Source organism: Streptomyces sp. NPDC005141, from assembly GCF_053599975.1.
The window spans coordinates 35,649-51,199 of the sequence record NZ_JBSFYW010000020.1 but is presented as its reverse complement, the minus strand read 5'-3'; the positions used below and the strand labels follow the sequence as shown (position 1 = coordinate 51,199).

Below are 15,551 nucleotides of genomic sequence, written 5' to 3'. Positions count from 1 at the left end.
AGCCCGAAACGGGGCCTCCGCGCATTTCCACGCCGTGACAGGCCTGTCCGTGACGTTCCGGGGCAAACGGCGGTGGACCCGGGAGCAAACTCGGCCCGGGCCGAAGCAGACCGCACTGCCCTGACCCCTGGGAGCCCCGATGCCGACCGCCGTGCCGGACCGACCTGCCGGAATGCCCGGCAGCCGAACCGAAGCCGCGGGCTCCGCCCGTTCGTTCCCACTGCCCCGGGGCACCGGCCGGACCGCCGCACGCATCGGCGCGCTGACCGTCTGCCAGGCGGCGTTGATGGTGGGCATCGGTCTCCTCATCACCGGTCCCGCGCGCGGACTGTGGCCTCTGACGGCCGAGGACACCGTGAACGAGGGCCTCGAACGAGTCCGCACCGGCACGCTCACCACACTGTCGTCCGTAGCCTCGGAGGCCGGCAACACCCTCACGGTGATCGCCATCACGCTGCTGACCTGCCTGGGCCTGCTCCTGATACCCCGTCTGCCGATGTGGCGCCAAGCGATCTTCCTCGCCGTCGCCGTCTCGCTCCAGTCGCTGGTCTTCCTGGCCATCACCGAGTCGGTGGACCGGAACCGGCCGGAGGTGGACCGCCTCGACGCCTCGCCGCCCACCTCCAGTTACACCTCCGGACACACCGGCGCGGCGACCGCGCTCTACGCGGGTCTGGCGGTGCTCGCGCTGTCCCGGATCCGCGGGCCGTGGCGCAGGATCGTGGGCGGACTGCTGCTGCTCCTGCCGTTGCTCGTGGGCGCCGCCCGGCTCTACCGGGGCATGCACCACCCCACGGACGTCCTGGGCGGCCTCGCCAACGGTGGCCTGTCCCTGCTGATCGTGGGTCGCGCCCTGTTCGTCGACCGCTCCGTGACCGCTCCGCCGTCGGCGGGCGCCGTCCCGGCCGCGCGCACCCCGGACGCCCACAGTCGCGAGGGACGGCCCGGCGCGACCGCTGTGATCCTCAATCCCACGGTGACCGACGAGGCCGCCCGCGACGAGCTGCGGCGGGTCCTCGAACGGCACGGCCACCGCGACCCCGTGTTCCTGGAGACCACCGCGGACGACCCGGGCGCCGGACAGGCGGCCCAGGCCCTTCGTCAGGACGCCACACTGGTGGTGGTCTGCGGCGGGGACGGGACCGTCCGCACGGTCGCCGACGCCTTGGCCGACCATGACGTTCCGCTGGTCATCGTGCCCTGCGGCACGGGCAATCTGCTGGCGCGCAACCTCGGTCTGCCGCTCTCCCCCACCGCGGCACTCGACGCGGCGCTCGGCGGCGGTCCGCACCGTCTCGACCTGGCAAGCGTCGAGGGCGACGGCCTGCCCGCAACCCGGTTCGCCGCGATGGCCGGGGCGGGCCTCGACGCCGCGATGATGGAGCACACCGATGAGCGCGCCAAGGCCACCCTGGGCTGGCCGGCCTACGTCCTGGCAGGCGTCGGAACGCTGCGCACACCCCGTATGCGGGTGACGATCCGGCTCGACGGCTCCCCCGCTTTCCGCCGTACGGCCCGTATGGTCCTCCTCGCCAACGTCGGAACCGTGCAGGGCGGGATGACACTGCTGCCCGCCGCCCGCCCCGACGACGGGCTGCTCGACCTCCTGGTCCTCGACCCCCGCGGCCCCGGCGGCTGGCTGCGCGCCGTGGCGACGCTGCTGCGCGGCCGCGCCAGGCCGCCCCGGCCGTCCGCCGTGCACACCCTGGCGGCCGAGGGCGACGCCGGAAGCGGGGTCCCTGTCGAGTTCTTCACCTTCCGCCGCGCCGAACTCACCTTCGACACCCCGCAGTCCCGGGAACTCGACGGGGACCCGGTGGGCACCGGCCGACGTCTCACCGCCGAGGTCAGGCCCGGCGCACTGACCATTCTGCTGCCCTCCCGGGGGAATGAATGAGTACCGCGACCAAGGTCCCCGAGACCCGTGACATGACCGGCGACGAGCTCTCCGCCGACGATGCGCTGGCGTCCCTGCGCCGCTACGGCGGCTGGCCCCTGCTGCGCGACGCGTTCATCCGGTTCCGCTACGCCGACGGGTTCAGCCACTCCCGTGCACTCGCCCTGCAGACGGTACTGGCCCTGATCCCGCTCGCCATCGCGTTCGTGGGACTCTCCTCGGCACTGCACACCGAGGACATCGGCAGGGTCGCCGAACTGACGATTCGCCGGATCGCCGCGGGCCCGAGCGCCGATGTCGTCGACGACGCGCTGCGCCGCAGCCGGCACACGGCGGGCGACGGGGCGCAGGTCGCCCTGTGGTTCGGCCTGGCCTTCTCCCTGGTCAACGTGACCACCGCGATGTGCCAGATAGAGCGCGGCGCCAACCGGATCTACGGGAACGAGCGCGACCGTGACTTCCACCTGAAGTATCTGCGCGGCCTGGTGATGTCCCTCAGCGCGGGAATCCCGCTGGGCCTCGGGTTCATCCTGATGGTGGCCGGCGGCGACCTGGCGTCCGCGGTCGTGAGCGTCTACCACCTCGACGGAGGAGCCAGGACCGCCTGGGACCTGCTGCGTTGGCCCTTCGGGCTGCTCCTCGCCCTTATGTCGGCCAGTGCCATCTTCCGCCGCTCGCCCCGTCGCCGGCAGCCCGGGTACACCTGGCTGGCCTTCGGCGCCGCCGTGTACCTGGTGCTCTGGACGGCGCTGACCTGGCTGCTGAGCCTCTATCTCGGGATCAGCGGCTCCTTCGACACGGTCTACGGCCCGCTCAGTGCCTTCATGTCTCTGCTGCTCTGGGCCTACCTGACCTCGATCGCCCTGTTCCTCGGACTGTCCTTCGCCGCGCAGCTGGAGGCCTCACGGGCCCGGCGCCCCGGTCCGATCCACCCCGACCCGGGAGTCTGAATGGCAGCGCGCGTCGCGGTCCGGAGCCTGCGAGAGCGTCGTCGGCGGGCGGCCGACCGCAGATTCGGCGTCCGGCTGCTCGGCTCGGCCGCCGTCGCCGCGATCGCCGCGGTGCCCTTCGGGCTGCTCCTCGTCCTCGTCGAGGGACAGTGGCAGCCCCTGCGCCGGCTGGACGGGGGCGCCGCCCGGCGGCTGCACGGCATCGCCCTGGACCATCCCGCCTGGACGAGTACGCTGCGTTTCCTGTCCGATTGGGTCTGGGATCCGCTCACGTTGCGTACGGCCGTGGGGCTGCTGACCGCCTGGCTGTTGTACCGCCGGGCGTGGCGTCTGGCCGCCTGGTCGGCCGTGACGGCCGTGGCGGGAGGCCTCATCGGGCTGCTGGTGAAGACGGTCGTCGAACGGGCACGTCCGTCGCTGGAGGATCCCGTGGCGCGGGCTCCCGGCTTCTCCTTCCCGTCGGGCCACGCGATGACCGCCACCACGTCGTTCGCCATCCTGTTGCTGGTCCTGCTGCCCATGGTGCCGCGCTCGCGACGCACTCTCTGCTGGTACGCCGCCGTGCTCTCCGTCCTCGGAGTCGGCTTCACCCGCGTCGCCCTGGGCGTGCACTGGTTCAGTGACGTGGTGGGCGGCTGGCTGCTCGGTCTGGCCGTCGTCGCCCTCACCGCCTGGGCGTTCGAGGCCTGGCGGGCCGACGCGGGGCGGGTCCGTGCCGACGTCGGCGAAGGCCTGGAGCCCGAACTCACCGACGAGCGGCCGGAACCGGGGCCATCCGGCCGGTGAGCGCCGGGCGCTCGCCGCGGGTGACGGTTCTCTTGGACGCCGTGTCACGTAACGCGGAGGCGGCCTGGAAGCATGGGCCCATGGACAAGCTCAGCAACCGCGAGATTCTTGAATCGATCGCGCAGGGACTGGACGACTGGCGCAAGCTCGCTCAGCCGCTCGCCGCCCGTTACCGGGCCGCCGACGCGGGCTCCGGGGGCGCATTCGTCGGCGCGGTCGCGCAGGCGTCGGTCATCGCCGGACATGACGTACCGGAGATCAGGCTGGGACCCGGTCTGATCGATGTGAGCCTGTACAGCGTCGACGCGAGCGGTGGCCGCTGGATCACCCCGAAGGACCTCGAGCTGGCTCGCGTCATCTCGGGGCTGGCCCGCGAACACGGGCTGACGGCCGCCCCGGGCGCGGTGACCCAGGTGGAGATCGCCCTCGACACCGCGGACGACGCGACGGCAGGCCCCTTCTGGGCGGCGTTGCTCACGGGAGACGCCGACAACACGGTGTACGACTCGGTCTTCGACCCGACGAACCGTGTCCCCGGCGTGTGGTTCCAGCCGACCGATGCCCACAAGACCCCGCGCCAGCGCTGGCACATGGATCTGTGGCTGGCCCCCGAGGCGGCGCGGACGCGCATTCCGGCCGCTGTCGCCGCCGGGGGCACCGTGGTCGACGACTCCCACTCCCCGTCGTACACCGTGCTCGCCGACCCGGAGGGAAACAGGGTCTGTGTCTGCACGGCGGTCGGTCGCCGCTGAGAACGCATCCCCTTGCCTCCCCTTTCCGGCCCTTGACGCCCTTACGGGTGAACACCCACCGGGGCCCTGGCGCGGGCCCGGGTTCAGTGCGGGCGGTGGCTGAGGAGATCCCCCGGCTGGCACTCCAGTACCTCGCACAGCCGCGTCAGGGTGGTGAACCGTACGGCTCTCGCCCGGCCGTTCTTCAGGATCGACAGGTTCACATGCGTGACACCGACCCGATCGGCGAGCTCGGCCAAGGTCATCCCGCGTTCTTCGAGCAGGCGATCGAGGTGGACCTCGATCGCGTGCTCCTCCTTCTCTTCTGACATCAGACCGTTCCGTCGAGGTCTTCGCGCATATTGATGCCGATGCGCATGACCCGGGCGAAGGAAAGGACGCCCAGGCCGGTGAGGACCGCCATGAAGGGCATGTGCCACGTCAACAGGCCGGTGACGGTATTGGTGTCACTGTTCCGGCTCAGGGAGTGGACGAGAGACTGCTCGGTCGTGGACTCGGCGATCGCGGCCAGCACACTGCCGGCCACGAGCCACCAGCCCAGCCTGCGCAGCCGTCCCGCGGTCCGTGCGGTGTAGAGGCCGTCGCCCTCCGCACCCCGGATCAGCAGGAGCACGAGCAGGAGTGCTCCGACGCTGAAGACGAAGGGCGGAACCTGGTTCGCGGTGTTGAGCAGGCTCTGGGCCGTAGTGGGGTCGTCGGTGCAGTAGTCCGGGTGGGCGTCCAGGTTGACCGTGGCTCCCGGAGCGGGCTTCAACTCCGAGGGCGGCACCTCGCCGCCGCCCATCGTCGTGGACGTATCCATGACGCAGAAGGAGTTGTCGCCGATGCCGAGGACGCGCACGTGCGCGCCGTCCACGAACAGCGCGCTCAACATCCCCGCGATCACCAGTGCCGCGACCAGCGTCACGACGCCCTTGACCGCGCTCGACAGCGGCTCCAGTGGATTGCGTACCGTTGCCATGACTTCCCCCGTATCGATTATCGATGTTATCGAAAAACGATACACAGCAAGTCGGAGCTCGGCAACATCGATCGACTGTGGACATCGGGGTCGTGAGGAGTTGTGGGCACCCCTCCTTGCGTGCTGTGTCACCCGCACCCGATCGCTCACGCATCCGCGTTCGCGGGCGGCGGGACCCGGCCGAGCGCGCACCCGCGCACCGATCCTGCGCACCGAAGCAGCGCATCCGGTGCGGGGCATCCGATGCCGACGAGCGATCGCCGCCGGGGCGACAGGCATCCTTCCGGAGTTTCCCTCTGTCGGCCTACGGGCCCATGGTGTTCAACTGCCGCCGACGGCACAGAATGGCTCGACACCGACCGAGGAGCCTTCATGATCTTCATTACCGTCAAGTTCAGTGTCCGCCCCGAAGACGCGGAACGGTGGCCCGAGATCACCGCCGACTTCACGGCGGCGACCCGCGCCGAGCCGGGCTGCCTCTGGTTCGACTGGTCCCGGAGCCTCGATGATCCGACGGAATACGTCCTGGTCGAGGCCTTCCGGGACGACGAGGCCGGAGCGTCCCACGTCCAGTCCGACCACTTCAAGGCCGCACAGCAGGCCCTTCCCGGCCACCTGACCGCGACGCCGCGCATCGTGAACACGAAGATCGACCAGGACGACTGGTCCCTCCTGGGCGAGATGACCGTCGAGGAACAGTCCTAGGTCCCAGGGGCAGTTCCAGGGCCGTGGCCCCCCGGCGCTCACGACGTACGGTCGCATCCGGCGGCCCGGGCCAATGGGCCTCGGGCGCGTGGATGCGACCGTGTTCGTGGGCGGTGTGGGCCGGGCGGTAAGCCCTGACGACCAGGACCTCTCCTAGAAGTCGTCGGCGCCGTTGCGGAGTTCGGGGGTCCGGTAGCCGGTGGCCCACTTCGCGGAGTCGACGGCGATGCCGTCGGCGCCCGGGGCTCTCACGGTGGCCGGACCCGACGCGGCGTCCGAACCAGACCCGGAACCGGTCGAGTTCTTCGCGCCGGCCGAACTGCCGGTGGTACCGGAGCCCTTCGCGTTACCGGCGTTCTGCGCGGCGTACGAGCCGAACGCAGCGCCTCACGGGGCTGGTTCGCGGCGAGTTGTATCCGGGCGAGGTGCTGGAGCGCGAGCATCGCGGTGTGCGCGTCGGGTTCCTCCCGGGCCAGCACGATGACCTGCGTGCAGTTCTCCAGCGCGGTCCCGAGGTCGCCCTGCCCGGCTTCGACGACGGCGAGGTTGATGAGCGCGGTCGCCTCACCGAGCCGGTCGCCCGCCTGCCGGGCGAGTGGTGGCGAGAGTTCCAGCAGAGCGAGCGCCTCGGTCGGCCGGCCCTCCTCGCTCAGCACCCAGCCGGGCAGCGTGAGCACACGCGACTGGGCGTACGGGTCGCTCTGGGCACGCGCGCATTCCAGCGCGATGTTCAGCAGCGGTACCCAGTTGCCCCTTACCCGCCAGACCACTTGGGGCCACTGAAGCAGGATGATGCGCCAGGCACGGTCGTCGAGGCCCGCGACCCGGGCCGCACCGACCGCCAGGGCCAGGTCGTCGCGTTCGGTGGCCAGCCAGTGCATGGCCGCCGCCCGGTCGGTGAAGTCCCGCACGGCGGCGGGACGACGGAAATCGTCCGGCAGTGTGAAGCAGGGTTCACCGCCCGGCTGCGCGGTGTCGGCGGCGGCGAGCGCGGTGGTGATGTAGTGGTCGACGGGGCCCCTGCGCATGACCCGGGGCAGCTGTGCCGACGGCCTCGGGTCGGCGAGGACCCCTACGGACTGGAGACGGTCAGCCCGTCAGTCCCGGCACGGTGTGCCGGGACTGACGGGCCGGGCCGAGCCGGGATGCCGGGGCCGGGCCCACGGCGCCGGGCCCGCGGCACGAACCCCTGTCGCAAAGGGCCCGCGGCACGAACCCCTCTCGCAAAGGGACGGCGCGTCACAGCAGTGCCGTGGGGCTGTCCGCCGCGAACGGCGTCGCCTCGGCCGGACCCGGGAAGCGATCCGCCCGCATGGTGCCCCTGCGAGGACGGCCCGGCGAGTCAGCCGGCGAATTCCTCGACAGGCTTGGAGAACTCCGCTCCGAGTTGCGACATCAGATTGCCGAACTCCCTCTCGCTGATCGCCTCGCGCAGGGTCACGAGCACCGCGCGGACGCCGCTGTCGGCCTCTTCCTTCTTGAGCACGTTGCGCTCGGCGACGCGCCGTACGGTCTCGTCGTAGCCGAAGACCTCGATGGCCGAGGTGGCCCCTCGCTGAACGGCCTCGGCCAGACCTTCCGGGAGCTCCAGTGCCAGTGCCCGGTCCTTGCTCCCGCTCAGTCGATGCGCGAGCGTCTCCAGCGTGGCACGGGTCAGATCGGCCGACTCCTGCCGCGACAGACCCGTGCGCTCCGACACCGCTTGGATGAATTCCCTCTCCTCCACGCGCTGTCTCCTTTTCTGCCTCGCCGGTCCGACGGCTCGGCTGTATGAAGGCCTGGCGGCCCGAAATCCGGGTGGTCTCATGGCCTCGCGGCCCTGAATCAACCCTGACACGGGGCTGCCGGGCCCGCGCGGCCAAGCCGTGCCGGCTCCAGGATCGCCTCGGTGCCCGTCACTGTCGCCGATGACGCCGCCCGGCCCCCGCGGAAGTCCGGCGGGTCGATGCCCGGCAGTCCTACGGATTGAGGACGACCTTTCCAGCGACGGTCCCGGACTCGGCCAGCCGCAGGGCCTCGGCGGCGTGGGTCAGCGGCAGCTGGGCGGCGATCTGGGCGGTGACGTCACCACGCTGGAGGGCGGTGAAGACCTGCGTGAGGTCGGCGCGCAGCCGGGCCCGGAACCGGTTCTTGGACAGGGCCCGGCCGGCCCAGACGTTGAAGAAGTAGGCACGGCGGCCGTTGGGCAGTGTGTTCCACAGCCATACCCGGCCGAGCAGCTTGAGCACGGGTCCCTGCTTGGACCCCGTGTCGTCCCGGGTGGAGGCGCTGCCGTAGGCGACGAGCGTGCCACCGGGGGCGAGGAGGTTCCAGGAGTCGACCGCGCTGCGGCCTCCGATGTGGTCGAAGACGGCGTCGACCCCGCCGGGGGCGAGTTCACGCACGCGGGCGGCGACGTTCTCGGTGCGGTAGTCGACCGGGGTGACGCCTCGTTCCCGCAGGGAGTCGTGGTGGCGTGCGGAGGCCGTGCCGATCACCTTCACGCCCGCGGCACGGGCGAGCTGGACGAGGACCGAGCCGACGCCGCCGTTGGCGCCGTGCACCAGAACGGTCTGGCCGGTGCGCACGTGCGCCTTCCGGTGCAGCATCTGCCAGGCGGTGATGCCGTTGACGACCACGGTCTCCGCCTCGGCCGCCCCTATGCCGTCGGGCACCGGCACCACGTCCGCCGCCTCCACACGCACATGACTGGCCCAGCCACCGACCTTGACCAGCGCGGCCACCCGCGTGCCGGTCAGCCCGGGGTCGACGCCCTGGCCGGTGGTGAGGACCGTGCCGACGAGGTCGTAGCCGGGTACGAACGGGAACGGGGGCTGGTCGTAGTACCGCCCGCGGCGCATCTGCTGTTCCGCGAACGAGACTCCGGTCGCCTCCATCCGGATCACGACCTGGCCGGGGCCGGCCACCGGCACGGCGCCGTGCCGGATCTCCAGCCCCTCCGGCTCCACCTTGCCCGGCAGGACGACCTCGACGAGCCCTTCGGCGTTCATGACGACCTCCACTGCGCTCTGCGCTGAGTTATCTGCTCTCGCTTTAGTTAGAGGCTATAACTCACAACGCCAAGCGTCAAGAACTTTCGTTACAGGGTCTAACTCGATCGACGCGGCCGCGACGGCGCACGGTCCCGCACAACGAGACCGACCGTCACCGTCGCCCCGACACGGCCTCGGATGCCAAGGACCTAGGCGGCGGGTTCCGCGGTCCAGACGATCTGGGGCGGCTGAACACGGGCGCACCGCGGGTTGCCGCTTTCGTCGGTCAGGCCCAGGCGTCCGACGAGGAGTCCGTCGCGCGCGGCCTCGGCGAGTACGTCGGAGGGGACGGCGTCGAGCATGAGCTTGGCGCGGCGGAACATGCTGAAGACGCCCGCCTCGTCGACGGTGCCCCACGACAGGTAGATGAAGCGGTGGCCCAGGCGGTCCTGGACATAGGGGCCCTTCACCTCGATACCCGTCGGCGACGGTGCCGTGGTGCAGTCGAGGGTCCAGGTCGCCGAATCGCCGTCGCCCGGCTGCGGATCGAGCAGCTCGGCCGGGCGGTCGCGCCGTTGCACGGCCACGTGGATGTTGTCGTACGCCGAGACGGGGCGGCCCTCGGGGGCCGCGCACGTGAGGCCGGGCAGGTCGACGGCGTCGATACGGATGCGCATGCGGGCCATCATGCCGCCGAACCACCCGGCAGCGAGACCCGCGAGACCTCCGGGGCCGGCTCGTCCACCGAGCGGCACCGGCGCCGTGCGGCCGAGGCCACGGCTCCGGTGCCCCGGCCTCAGCCGGACAGGGCCGCCGAGACCACGGCCTTCGCCTCGTCCTGCACCTGTCGGAGGTGATCCGTCCCGAGGAACGACTCCGCGTAGATCTTGTAGACGTCCTCGGTTCCCGACGGGCGGGCCGCGAACCAGGCGTTGTCGGTGGTCACCTTGATACCGCCGATGGGCGCGCCGTTGCCCGGTGCCTCGGTGAGAACCGCGGTGACCGCCTCACCGGCGAGGGTGTCCGTGGTGATCTGCGCGGGTGAGAGCTTGGCGAGGAGCGCCTTCTCGTCGCGGGACGCCGGGGCGTCGATGCGCTCGTAGGCCGGCGCGCCGAAGCGTGAGGTCAGCCCGGCGTAGTGCTCGGAGGGTGTCTTCCCGGTCACTCCGGTGATCTCGGAGGCGAGGAGGGCCAGGATGATGCCGTCCTTGTCGGTGGTCCAGACCGAGCCGTCGCGGCGCAGGAAGGAGGCGCCCGCCGACTCCTCTCCGCCGAATCCGATGGAGCCGCTGACCAGCCCGTCCACGAACCACTTGAATCCGACGGGCACCTCGATCAGCTGACGGCCCAGGTCGGCGGCGACCCGGTCGATCATCCCGGACGACACCAGGGTCTTGCCGATCCCGGTGCCGGCCGGCCACTGCTCCCGGTGGGAGTAGAGGTAGGCGATGGCCGCGGCGAGATAGTGGTTGGGGTTCATGAGTCCGGCGTCCGGGGTGACGATCCCGTGGCGGTCGGCGTCGGCGTCGTTGCCCGTGGCGATCCGGAATCGGTCGCGCTGCTCGATGAGCGAGGCCATCGCGTAGGGCGACGAGCAGTCCATCCGGATCTTGCCGTCCCAGTCCAGCGTCATGAAGCGCCAGGTGGGGTCCGTGAGCGGGTTGACCACGGTCAGATCGAGCGCGTGCTGCTCGGCGATGCGCCCCCAGTAGGCGACCGAGGCCCCGCCCAGTGGGTCGGCGCCGATACGGACACCGGCCGAGCGGATCGCGTCCAGATCCAGCACCTGTGGCAGGTCGGCCACATAGGTGCCGAGGAAGTCGTAGGGGCCGGTGCCGGAAGCGGCGAGCGCCCTGGCGTAGGGGATGCGGCGTACGTCCTTGAGGCCGCCCATGATGAGTTCGTTGGCCCGGTCCTGGATCCAGGAGGTCGCCTCGGAGCCCGCCGGGCCGCCGTTCGGCGGGTTGTACTTGAAGCCGCCGTCGGCCGGCGGATTGTGGGACGGGGTGACGACCACGCCGTCCGCGAGGCCGGAGGACCGCCCGCGGTTGTGGGTGAGGATGGCGTGCGAGACCGCCGGAGTGGGCGTGTAGCCGTCCTCGCTGTCGAGGAGCACCGACACGTCGTTGGCCGCGAACACCTCCAGGGCGGTGACCTTCGCGGGTTCCGACAACGCATGGCTGTCGGCACCCAGGAAGAGCGGGCCGTCGATTCCCTGGCCCTCGCGGTATTCGCAGATGGCCTGGCTCGTCGCCGCGATGTGGTCCTCGTTGAACGCGGTCGCCAGTGACGAACCGCGGTGTCCGGACGTACCGAAGGAGACGCGCTGGCCGGGCTCGGCCGGGTCGGGGTGGAGCGCGTAGTACGCGGTGACCAACCGGGCTACGTCGACGAGGTCCTCGGGGCCGGCCGGACTGCCCGCTCGCTCGTGCTGCATGTGCCCGCACCTCCACATCGGTGGTTCTCTTCGTTTGTGGTGCCATCTTTCCCCACCGGGCTCCGCGGCGGCACAGTGCCGCCGCGACGGCTGAGGGCAGCGCAGGACCGCACCCCTACGAGAAGGGCGGCCCCGGCGCGCCTGCGCCAGGCGGCAGCGCAAGGGACGGCAACGGCGACGGCGACGGCCTGAGGCGACGGAACCTCCTCACCGCGTTCCTCGCCCCCTGTCCGCCCTCCCGGCCGACCGTCTGTCCGCCCTCCCGGCCGTCGTCCGCTGTCAGCCCCGGCCGTCGTCGGCGGGGGGCGGTCTGGGCGTGGGATTCCCCGCGGTCAGGTGTTCCAGCACCTGCACCAGCTCCTGGCAGGCCAGCTCCACGGAGCGTCTGGTGTTGCGCTGTTCGGTGATCACGGCGGACAGGAGGAGCGCGGTCAGGGCCATGGTTCCGTTGAAGGCCTGCAGCTTGATCATGACCGCGGTATGGCTCAGCTGGTGGAACGGACCGATCTGGTCCGTGGCCGCGACGGTGGCCATGACGGAGGCGAAGAGGGCGCACACCACGCTGCCCGGGAGCTCGAAACTCAACGCCGCCCAGATGAGCAGCGGATAGATGAGGAACAGCAGACTGATCGGACTGCGCGTGGCCAGCGGCACCACGACGCAGACCGCGACGAGGAGCACGACGGCTTCCTTCCACCGCGACAAGGCCACCGGCGCGCGGAGGGCGTACAGCATGAGAAGGACCGGGGTGACGATCAGGACCCCCATCGCGTCACCCACCCACCACGCCAGCCAGACCGGCCAGAAGTCGCCCACGGCGAGTTTGTCCTGGAGGACCAGCAGGCCGACATCCACCGTCGCGCTGATCATCATGCTGCCCAGGGCGGCCAGGAACACCAGGGCCAGGCCATCGCGCAATCGGCTGAGATCGGTGCGGAAGCGTACCGCGCGCAGCAGGAGGTAGGCGCAGACCGGAGCGACGGTGTTGCCCGCGACGATGCCGATCACGGACGGCTGGAACGAGGTGAAGGAGGAGATCGACAGGACGACCAGAAGGGCCCCGAGCGCGATCCCGGGCCACGAGCCGATCCCCAGGATCAGCAGGGCGGCGACGGCCACGCCGGTGGGCGGCCAGATGGGGGTGAACACCGCTCCTTCCACGGAGAGCTGCCGCATGAGGCCGAGCCGCCCTGCCCCGAAGTAGCAGGCGGCGATCGCCAGCGTCTGAAGAGCGACGACGGCCGGTCGGGGCAGCTCGTGTGTACCCACCACAGGAGCCATCAGACACCGCCGAGGCCTTGTCGGCGAGGCGAGCGGGCCTCTTGGCCTACGGCCGGAAGGTGTGCGCGCCGTGCCCGACCACGAGTACGGCCGCGTCGTCCTCGTGTCCCACGCGTTCGGCTCCCCTGATCACCGCGGCGGCCAGGGAAGCGGCCGACATGCCCGCGACGGCGGCGATTCCGGCGAGTCGTACGACCTGGTCGAGCCCCTCGTCGACGTTCATCGACGGGCCTTCGACGACGCCGTCGGTCAGCAGGACGAAGTGTCCGCCGATGGTGAGCCGGTGCCGGGTCACCGGATACCGCATCCCCGCCTCGACGCCGAGCGGCGGCCCCCCTTCGTCCTCGGCGATGCCGGCCTTCCCGTCCGCCGTCGCCCAGACGCAGGGTATGTGCCCGGCCCGTGCGCTCTCCAGGACGCCGGTGGCCGGGTCGAGGCGCATGAAGGTGCAGGTCGCGAAGAGGTCGGAGCCGATGGACAGGATGAGGTCGTTCGTCCGCGCGAGCAGCTCTCCCGGGTCGCTCGTCACGGAGGCGAGCGCCCGCAGGCCGACCCTGACCTGCCCCATGAACGCGGCGGCCTCGATGTTGTGGCCCTGTACGTCGCCTATGGACAGGCCGATGCGCTCGTCGGGCAGCTTGAAGGCGTCGTACCAGTCCCCGCCCACGTTGAGGCCGTAGCAGGCCGGGGCGTACTGGACGGCCACGTCGAACCCGGGGGCGGACGGCATGTCGCCCGGAAGCATGCCGCGTTGCAGCGCGATGGCCAGCTCGACCTGCGAGCGCTGGAACTCCGCGCGTTCACGTGCCTGAGCGGTCAGCGACCCGAGCCTGGCCAGCAGCTCGTCGTCGTCGTCCGTCGGGGGCTTGCGGGACATCGACCACCCCGGGTGAAAATCCGCATGATGAAAGAAATGTTAAAAAACTGCTCTATCGGATCATAACGACCCAAAGGGCAGGACCCGACATCGGCGCCCCCCGGCCGGCGGCGCGGGCGCCCCACCGTGCCGCCGACCGGGCCCGGCCGACGACCGGGGGCCGATCGTCACCCCGCCGGCCCAGGCTCGGGACGCGGTCGGCGGAGGCCGTCGACGATCAGGTCGAGAATCCGTGCGGCACGGGCGTCGCCTCCGTGCGCCGGGTCGATCCGCCACAACACGCTGAGCTGCAGCAGGACGTCCTCGGGGTCGAGTCCGTCCTTGAGCGTGCCGTCGGCGGCTCCGGCGTCGAGCAGCACGGCGATGGCGCGGAGGAAGGGTTCGTAGTACTCGTCGTCGAGGCCGCGGTTGGTCGCGGCGTGGATGACCTCGGCGACGCCGTACTTGAGCTGTCCGTAGCGGGCGACCTCGTCGAACCAGCGGCGCAGGGCCTCGATCGGCGGGTGCGACTCCACCAGCGCCGGCGCGAGATCGATGAGGTGCTGGATGTCGTGCCGGTACAGCTCGATGATGAGCGATTCCCGGTTCGGGAAGTGGCGGTAGAGCGTCCCGATGCCGACGCCCGCCTTCTTGGCGATGCCGGTGAGGGACGCACCGCTGGACTCGGCCAGCGCCTCGCGGGCCACGCCGAGAATCCGCTCCCGGTTGTCGAGCGCGTCTCTGCGGGTGGGCTTCGCGTGCTGCGCGTTCACAGGTAGTGGCCGTCCATCCCGTACGAATTGATAAACGGAGACCCCTCCGGTAGCTTCGAGCTTATCGGAGGGCCCTCCGTTTCATTCTCCCACATCATCATCCACACCGTGGAGGACACATCATGGCCGAGCTGGTTCTGGTCACCGGGGGCAGCGGCTACATCGCGGGATGGTGCGTCGCCGAGCTCCTGAAGCGTGGCTACGACGTGCGCACCACCGTGCGCGACCCGGGGAAGGCGAAGGGCGTCACCGAGGCGGTGTCCACCGCCGTCGACCCCGCGGGCCGGCTGTCCTTCGCCGTCGCCGACCTCACCTCCGACGAGGGCTGGGACGCCGCGCTGAAGGACGTCGACCACGTTCTGCACGTGGCGTCCCCGCTCGGGATCGCGGCCGGCGACGATCCGGACGCACTGATCACCCCCGCCCGTGACGGAGCGCTGCGGGTCCTGCGCGCCGCGACCGCGGCCGGGGTGAAACGCGTGGTGATGACGTCGGCGGCGAACGCCGCGAGCCCCTCGTCGTACGCCACGGAAGGAGTGACCGACGAGACGCTGTGGACGGATCCCGACGACCCGACCCTGATCCCCTACCGGCGCTCGAAGACGCTCGCCGAGCGCGCGGCCTGGGACTTCATGGACGGCCACGACGGTCCGACCGAACTCACCACCGTGCTCCCTGGAGCCGTGTTCGGCCCGGTCCTCACGACGGAGAACATCGGGTCCGTCGGCATCGTCGCGCGCATGCTCTCCGGCGAGATGAGCGGGATTCCGCGGATCGGGCTGGAGGTGGTGGACGTGCGCGACCTCGTCGACGTGCACATCCGGGCCACGACGTCCCCGCAGGCAGGGGGTCAACGCTTCCTGGCCACCGGGGAGTTCATCTGGATGGCGGACATGGCACGCGCTCTGCGCGAGGAACTCGGCCCCGAGGCGGGCCGGGTGTCCACCCGGCAGGTCCCCGACTTCGTCGTCCGCCTGGTGGCCCGGTTCAGGGACCCGTCGCTGCGCGAGATCACTCCGGCACTCGGCCGGCGCAATCGCCACAGCACCGAGAAGGCCCGCCGTGTCCTCGGCTGGCAGCCGCGTCCCGCCCGGCGGACAGTGGTGGACTGCGCCAGGAGCCTGATCGTGCACGGCGCCGTCCGCGCCTGATCGGGTCCGCCCTCGCCCGGGTGCCCCGAT

Annotated in this window: 15 protein-coding genes and 2 pseudogenes; 6 read left to right on the top strand and 11 right to left on the bottom strand. The window is 71.0% G+C overall.

Annotated features, from left to right (window positions below):
* Nucleotides 1-139 precede the first annotated feature (139 nt).
* From ACWD68_RS18075 to ACWD68_RS18060, 4 genes are all read left to right on the top strand, one after another.
* Entirely contained in the window at nucleotides 140-1,897 is a 1,758-nt protein-coding gene (locus tag ACWD68_RS18075; protein ID WP_451807409.1) for a diacylglycerol kinase family protein, read from the top strand.
* On the top strand, nucleotides 1,894-2,847 hold the full coding sequence (locus ACWD68_RS18070; RefSeq protein ID WP_451807408.1) for a YihY/virulence factor BrkB family protein: 954 nt from the start codon (nucleotides 1,894-1,896) through the stop codon (nucleotides 2,845-2,847). The genes ACWD68_RS18075 and ACWD68_RS18070 overlap by 4 nt, the downstream gene beginning before the upstream one ends.
* Entirely contained in the window at nucleotides 2,848-3,633 is a 786-nt protein-coding gene (locus tag ACWD68_RS18065; RefSeq protein ID WP_451807407.1) for a phosphatase PAP2 family protein, read from the top strand. It begins immediately after the preceding gene.
* Between the two features lie 80 nt (nucleotides 3,634-3,713).
* Nucleotides 3,714-4,385, top strand: a complete 672-nt coding sequence (locus ACWD68_RS18060; protein ID WP_451807406.1) for a VOC family protein — start codon at nucleotides 3,714-3,716, stop codon at nucleotides 4,383-4,385.
* Between the two features lie 83 nt (nucleotides 4,386-4,468).
* Here the strand turns inward: ACWD68_RS18060 and ACWD68_RS18055 are convergent, their stop codons facing one another.
* Entirely contained in the window at nucleotides 4,469-4,696 is a 228-nt protein-coding gene (locus tag ACWD68_RS18055) for a helix-turn-helix domain-containing protein (RefSeq protein ID WP_266764572.1), read from the bottom strand.
* On the bottom strand, nucleotides 4,696-5,346 hold the full coding sequence (locus tag ACWD68_RS18050) for a DUF2975 domain-containing protein (RefSeq protein ID WP_451807405.1): 651 nt from the start codon (nucleotides 5,344-5,346) through the stop codon (nucleotides 4,696-4,698). The genes ACWD68_RS18055 and ACWD68_RS18050 overlap by 1 nt, the downstream gene beginning before the upstream one ends.
* 372 nt (nucleotides 5,347-5,718) lie before the next feature.
* Between ACWD68_RS18050 and ACWD68_RS18045 the strand changes: the two genes are divergently transcribed.
* Nucleotides 5,719-6,051, top strand: coding sequence for a putative quinol monooxygenase (locus tag ACWD68_RS18045; protein ID WP_451807404.1), 333 nt, complete (start codon nucleotides 5,719-5,721; stop codon nucleotides 6,049-6,051).
* Between the two features lie 153 nt (nucleotides 6,052-6,204).
* On the opposite strand, the pseudogene ACWD68_RS18040 reads toward ACWD68_RS18045, so the two are convergent.
* The 9 genes and pseudogenes from ACWD68_RS18040 to ACWD68_RS18000 form a co-directional block, all read right to left on the bottom strand.
* Nucleotides 6,205-6,315 (bottom strand): annotated as a pseudogene (locus ACWD68_RS18040) (DUF4232 domain-containing protein); the annotation flags it as partial.
* Nucleotides 6,316-6,416: 101 nt separating this feature from the next.
* Nucleotides 6,417-7,070 (bottom strand): annotated as a pseudogene (locus tag ACWD68_RS18035) (tetratricopeptide repeat protein); the annotation flags it as partial.
* Between the two features lie 323 nt (nucleotides 7,071-7,393).
* Nucleotides 7,394-7,777, bottom strand: coding sequence for a DUF2267 domain-containing protein (locus ACWD68_RS18030; RefSeq protein ID WP_451807403.1), 384 nt, complete (start codon nucleotides 7,775-7,777; stop codon nucleotides 7,394-7,396).
* Between the two features lie 232 nt (nucleotides 7,778-8,009).
* Entirely contained in the window at nucleotides 8,010-9,041 is a 1,032-nt protein-coding gene (locus ACWD68_RS18025; RefSeq protein ID WP_451807402.1) for a medium chain dehydrogenase/reductase family protein, read from the bottom strand.
* Nucleotides 9,042-9,232: 191 nt separating this feature from the next.
* Nucleotides 9,233-9,700, bottom strand: coding sequence for a DUF5990 family protein (locus tag ACWD68_RS18020; RefSeq protein WP_451807401.1), 468 nt, complete (start codon nucleotides 9,698-9,700; stop codon nucleotides 9,233-9,235).
* 119 nt (nucleotides 9,701-9,819) lie between these two features.
* The gene (gene pgm, locus ACWD68_RS18015; protein WP_451807400.1) at nucleotides 9,820-11,460 is read right to left on the bottom strand and encodes a phosphoglucomutase (alpha-D-glucose-1,6-bisphosphate-dependent); all 1,641 of its coding nucleotides are present in this window, start codon (nucleotides 11,458-11,460) and stop codon (nucleotides 9,820-9,822) included.
* A 279-nt stretch (nucleotides 11,461-11,739) separates the two neighbouring features.
* Entirely contained in the window at nucleotides 11,740-12,732 is a 993-nt protein-coding gene (locus ACWD68_RS18010; RefSeq protein WP_451807399.1) for an MASE1 domain-containing protein, read from the bottom strand.
* A 55-nt stretch (nucleotides 12,733-12,787) separates the two neighbouring features.
* Nucleotides 12,788-13,618 carry a PP2C family protein-serine/threonine phosphatase gene (locus ACWD68_RS18005; RefSeq protein ID WP_451807398.1) on the bottom strand — a complete coding sequence of 277 codons (831 nt, stop codon included), beginning with the start codon at nucleotides 13,616-13,618 and terminating at the stop codon, nucleotides 12,788-12,790.
* Between the two features lie 167 nt (nucleotides 13,619-13,785).
* Nucleotides 13,786-14,370, bottom strand: a complete 585-nt coding sequence (locus tag ACWD68_RS18000; RefSeq protein WP_451807397.1) for a TetR/AcrR family transcriptional regulator — start codon at nucleotides 14,368-14,370, stop codon at nucleotides 13,786-13,788.
* 122 nt (nucleotides 14,371-14,492) lie between these two features.
* On the opposite strand from ACWD68_RS18000, the gene ACWD68_RS17995 reads away from it, so the two are divergent.
* A complete protein-coding gene (locus ACWD68_RS17995; RefSeq protein WP_451807396.1) occupies nucleotides 14,493-15,521 on the top strand; it encodes an NAD-dependent epimerase/dehydratase family protein in 1,029 nt (342 codons plus the stop codon).
* Nucleotides 15,522-15,551 lie beyond the last annotated feature (30 nt).

Excerpts from the sequence above, each read along its gene's own strand:
- ACWD68_RS18005 (WP_451807398.1), bottom strand. The coding sequence starts at position 13,618 with ATGTCCCGCAAGCCCCCGACGGACGACGACGACGAGCTGCTGGCCAGG.
- ACWD68_RS18050 (WP_451807405.1), bottom strand. The coding sequence starts at position 5,346 with ATGGCAACGGTACGCAATCCACTGGAGCCGCTGTCGAGCGCGGTCAAG.
- ACWD68_RS18025 (WP_451807402.1), bottom strand. The coding sequence starts at position 9,041 with ATGAACGCCGAAGGGCTCGTCGAGGTCGTCCTGCCGGGCAAGGTGGAG.
- ACWD68_RS18045 (WP_451807404.1), top strand. The coding sequence starts at position 5,719 with ATGATCTTCATTACCGTCAAGTTCAGTGTCCGCCCCGAAGACGCGGAA.
- ACWD68_RS18070 (WP_451807408.1), top strand. The coding sequence starts at position 1,894 with ATGAGTACCGCGACCAAGGTCCCCGAGACCCGTGACATGACCGGCGAC.
- ACWD68_RS17995 (WP_451807396.1), top strand. The coding sequence starts at position 14,493 with ATGGCCGAGCTGGTTCTGGTCACCGGGGGCAGCGGCTACATCGCGGGA.
- ACWD68_RS18055 (WP_266764572.1), bottom strand. The coding sequence starts at position 4,696 with ATGTCAGAAGAGAAGGAGGAGCACGCGATCGAGGTCCACCTCGATCGC.
- ACWD68_RS18075 (WP_451807409.1), top strand. The coding sequence starts at position 140 with ATGCCGACCGCCGTGCCGGACCGACCTGCCGGAATGCCCGGCAGCCGA.
- ACWD68_RS18020 (WP_451807401.1), bottom strand. The coding sequence starts at position 9,700 with ATGCGCATCCGTATCGACGCCGTCGACCTGCCCGGCCTCACGTGCGCG.
- ACWD68_RS18065 (WP_451807407.1), top strand. The coding sequence starts at position 2,848 with ATGGCAGCGCGCGTCGCGGTCCGGAGCCTGCGAGAGCGTCGTCGGCGG.
- pgm (WP_451807400.1), bottom strand. The coding sequence starts at position 11,460 with ATGCAGCACGAGCGAGCGGGCAGTCCGGCCGGCCCCGAGGACCTCGTC.
- ACWD68_RS18060 (WP_451807406.1), top strand. The coding sequence starts at position 3,714 with ATGGACAAGCTCAGCAACCGCGAGATTCTTGAATCGATCGCGCAGGGA.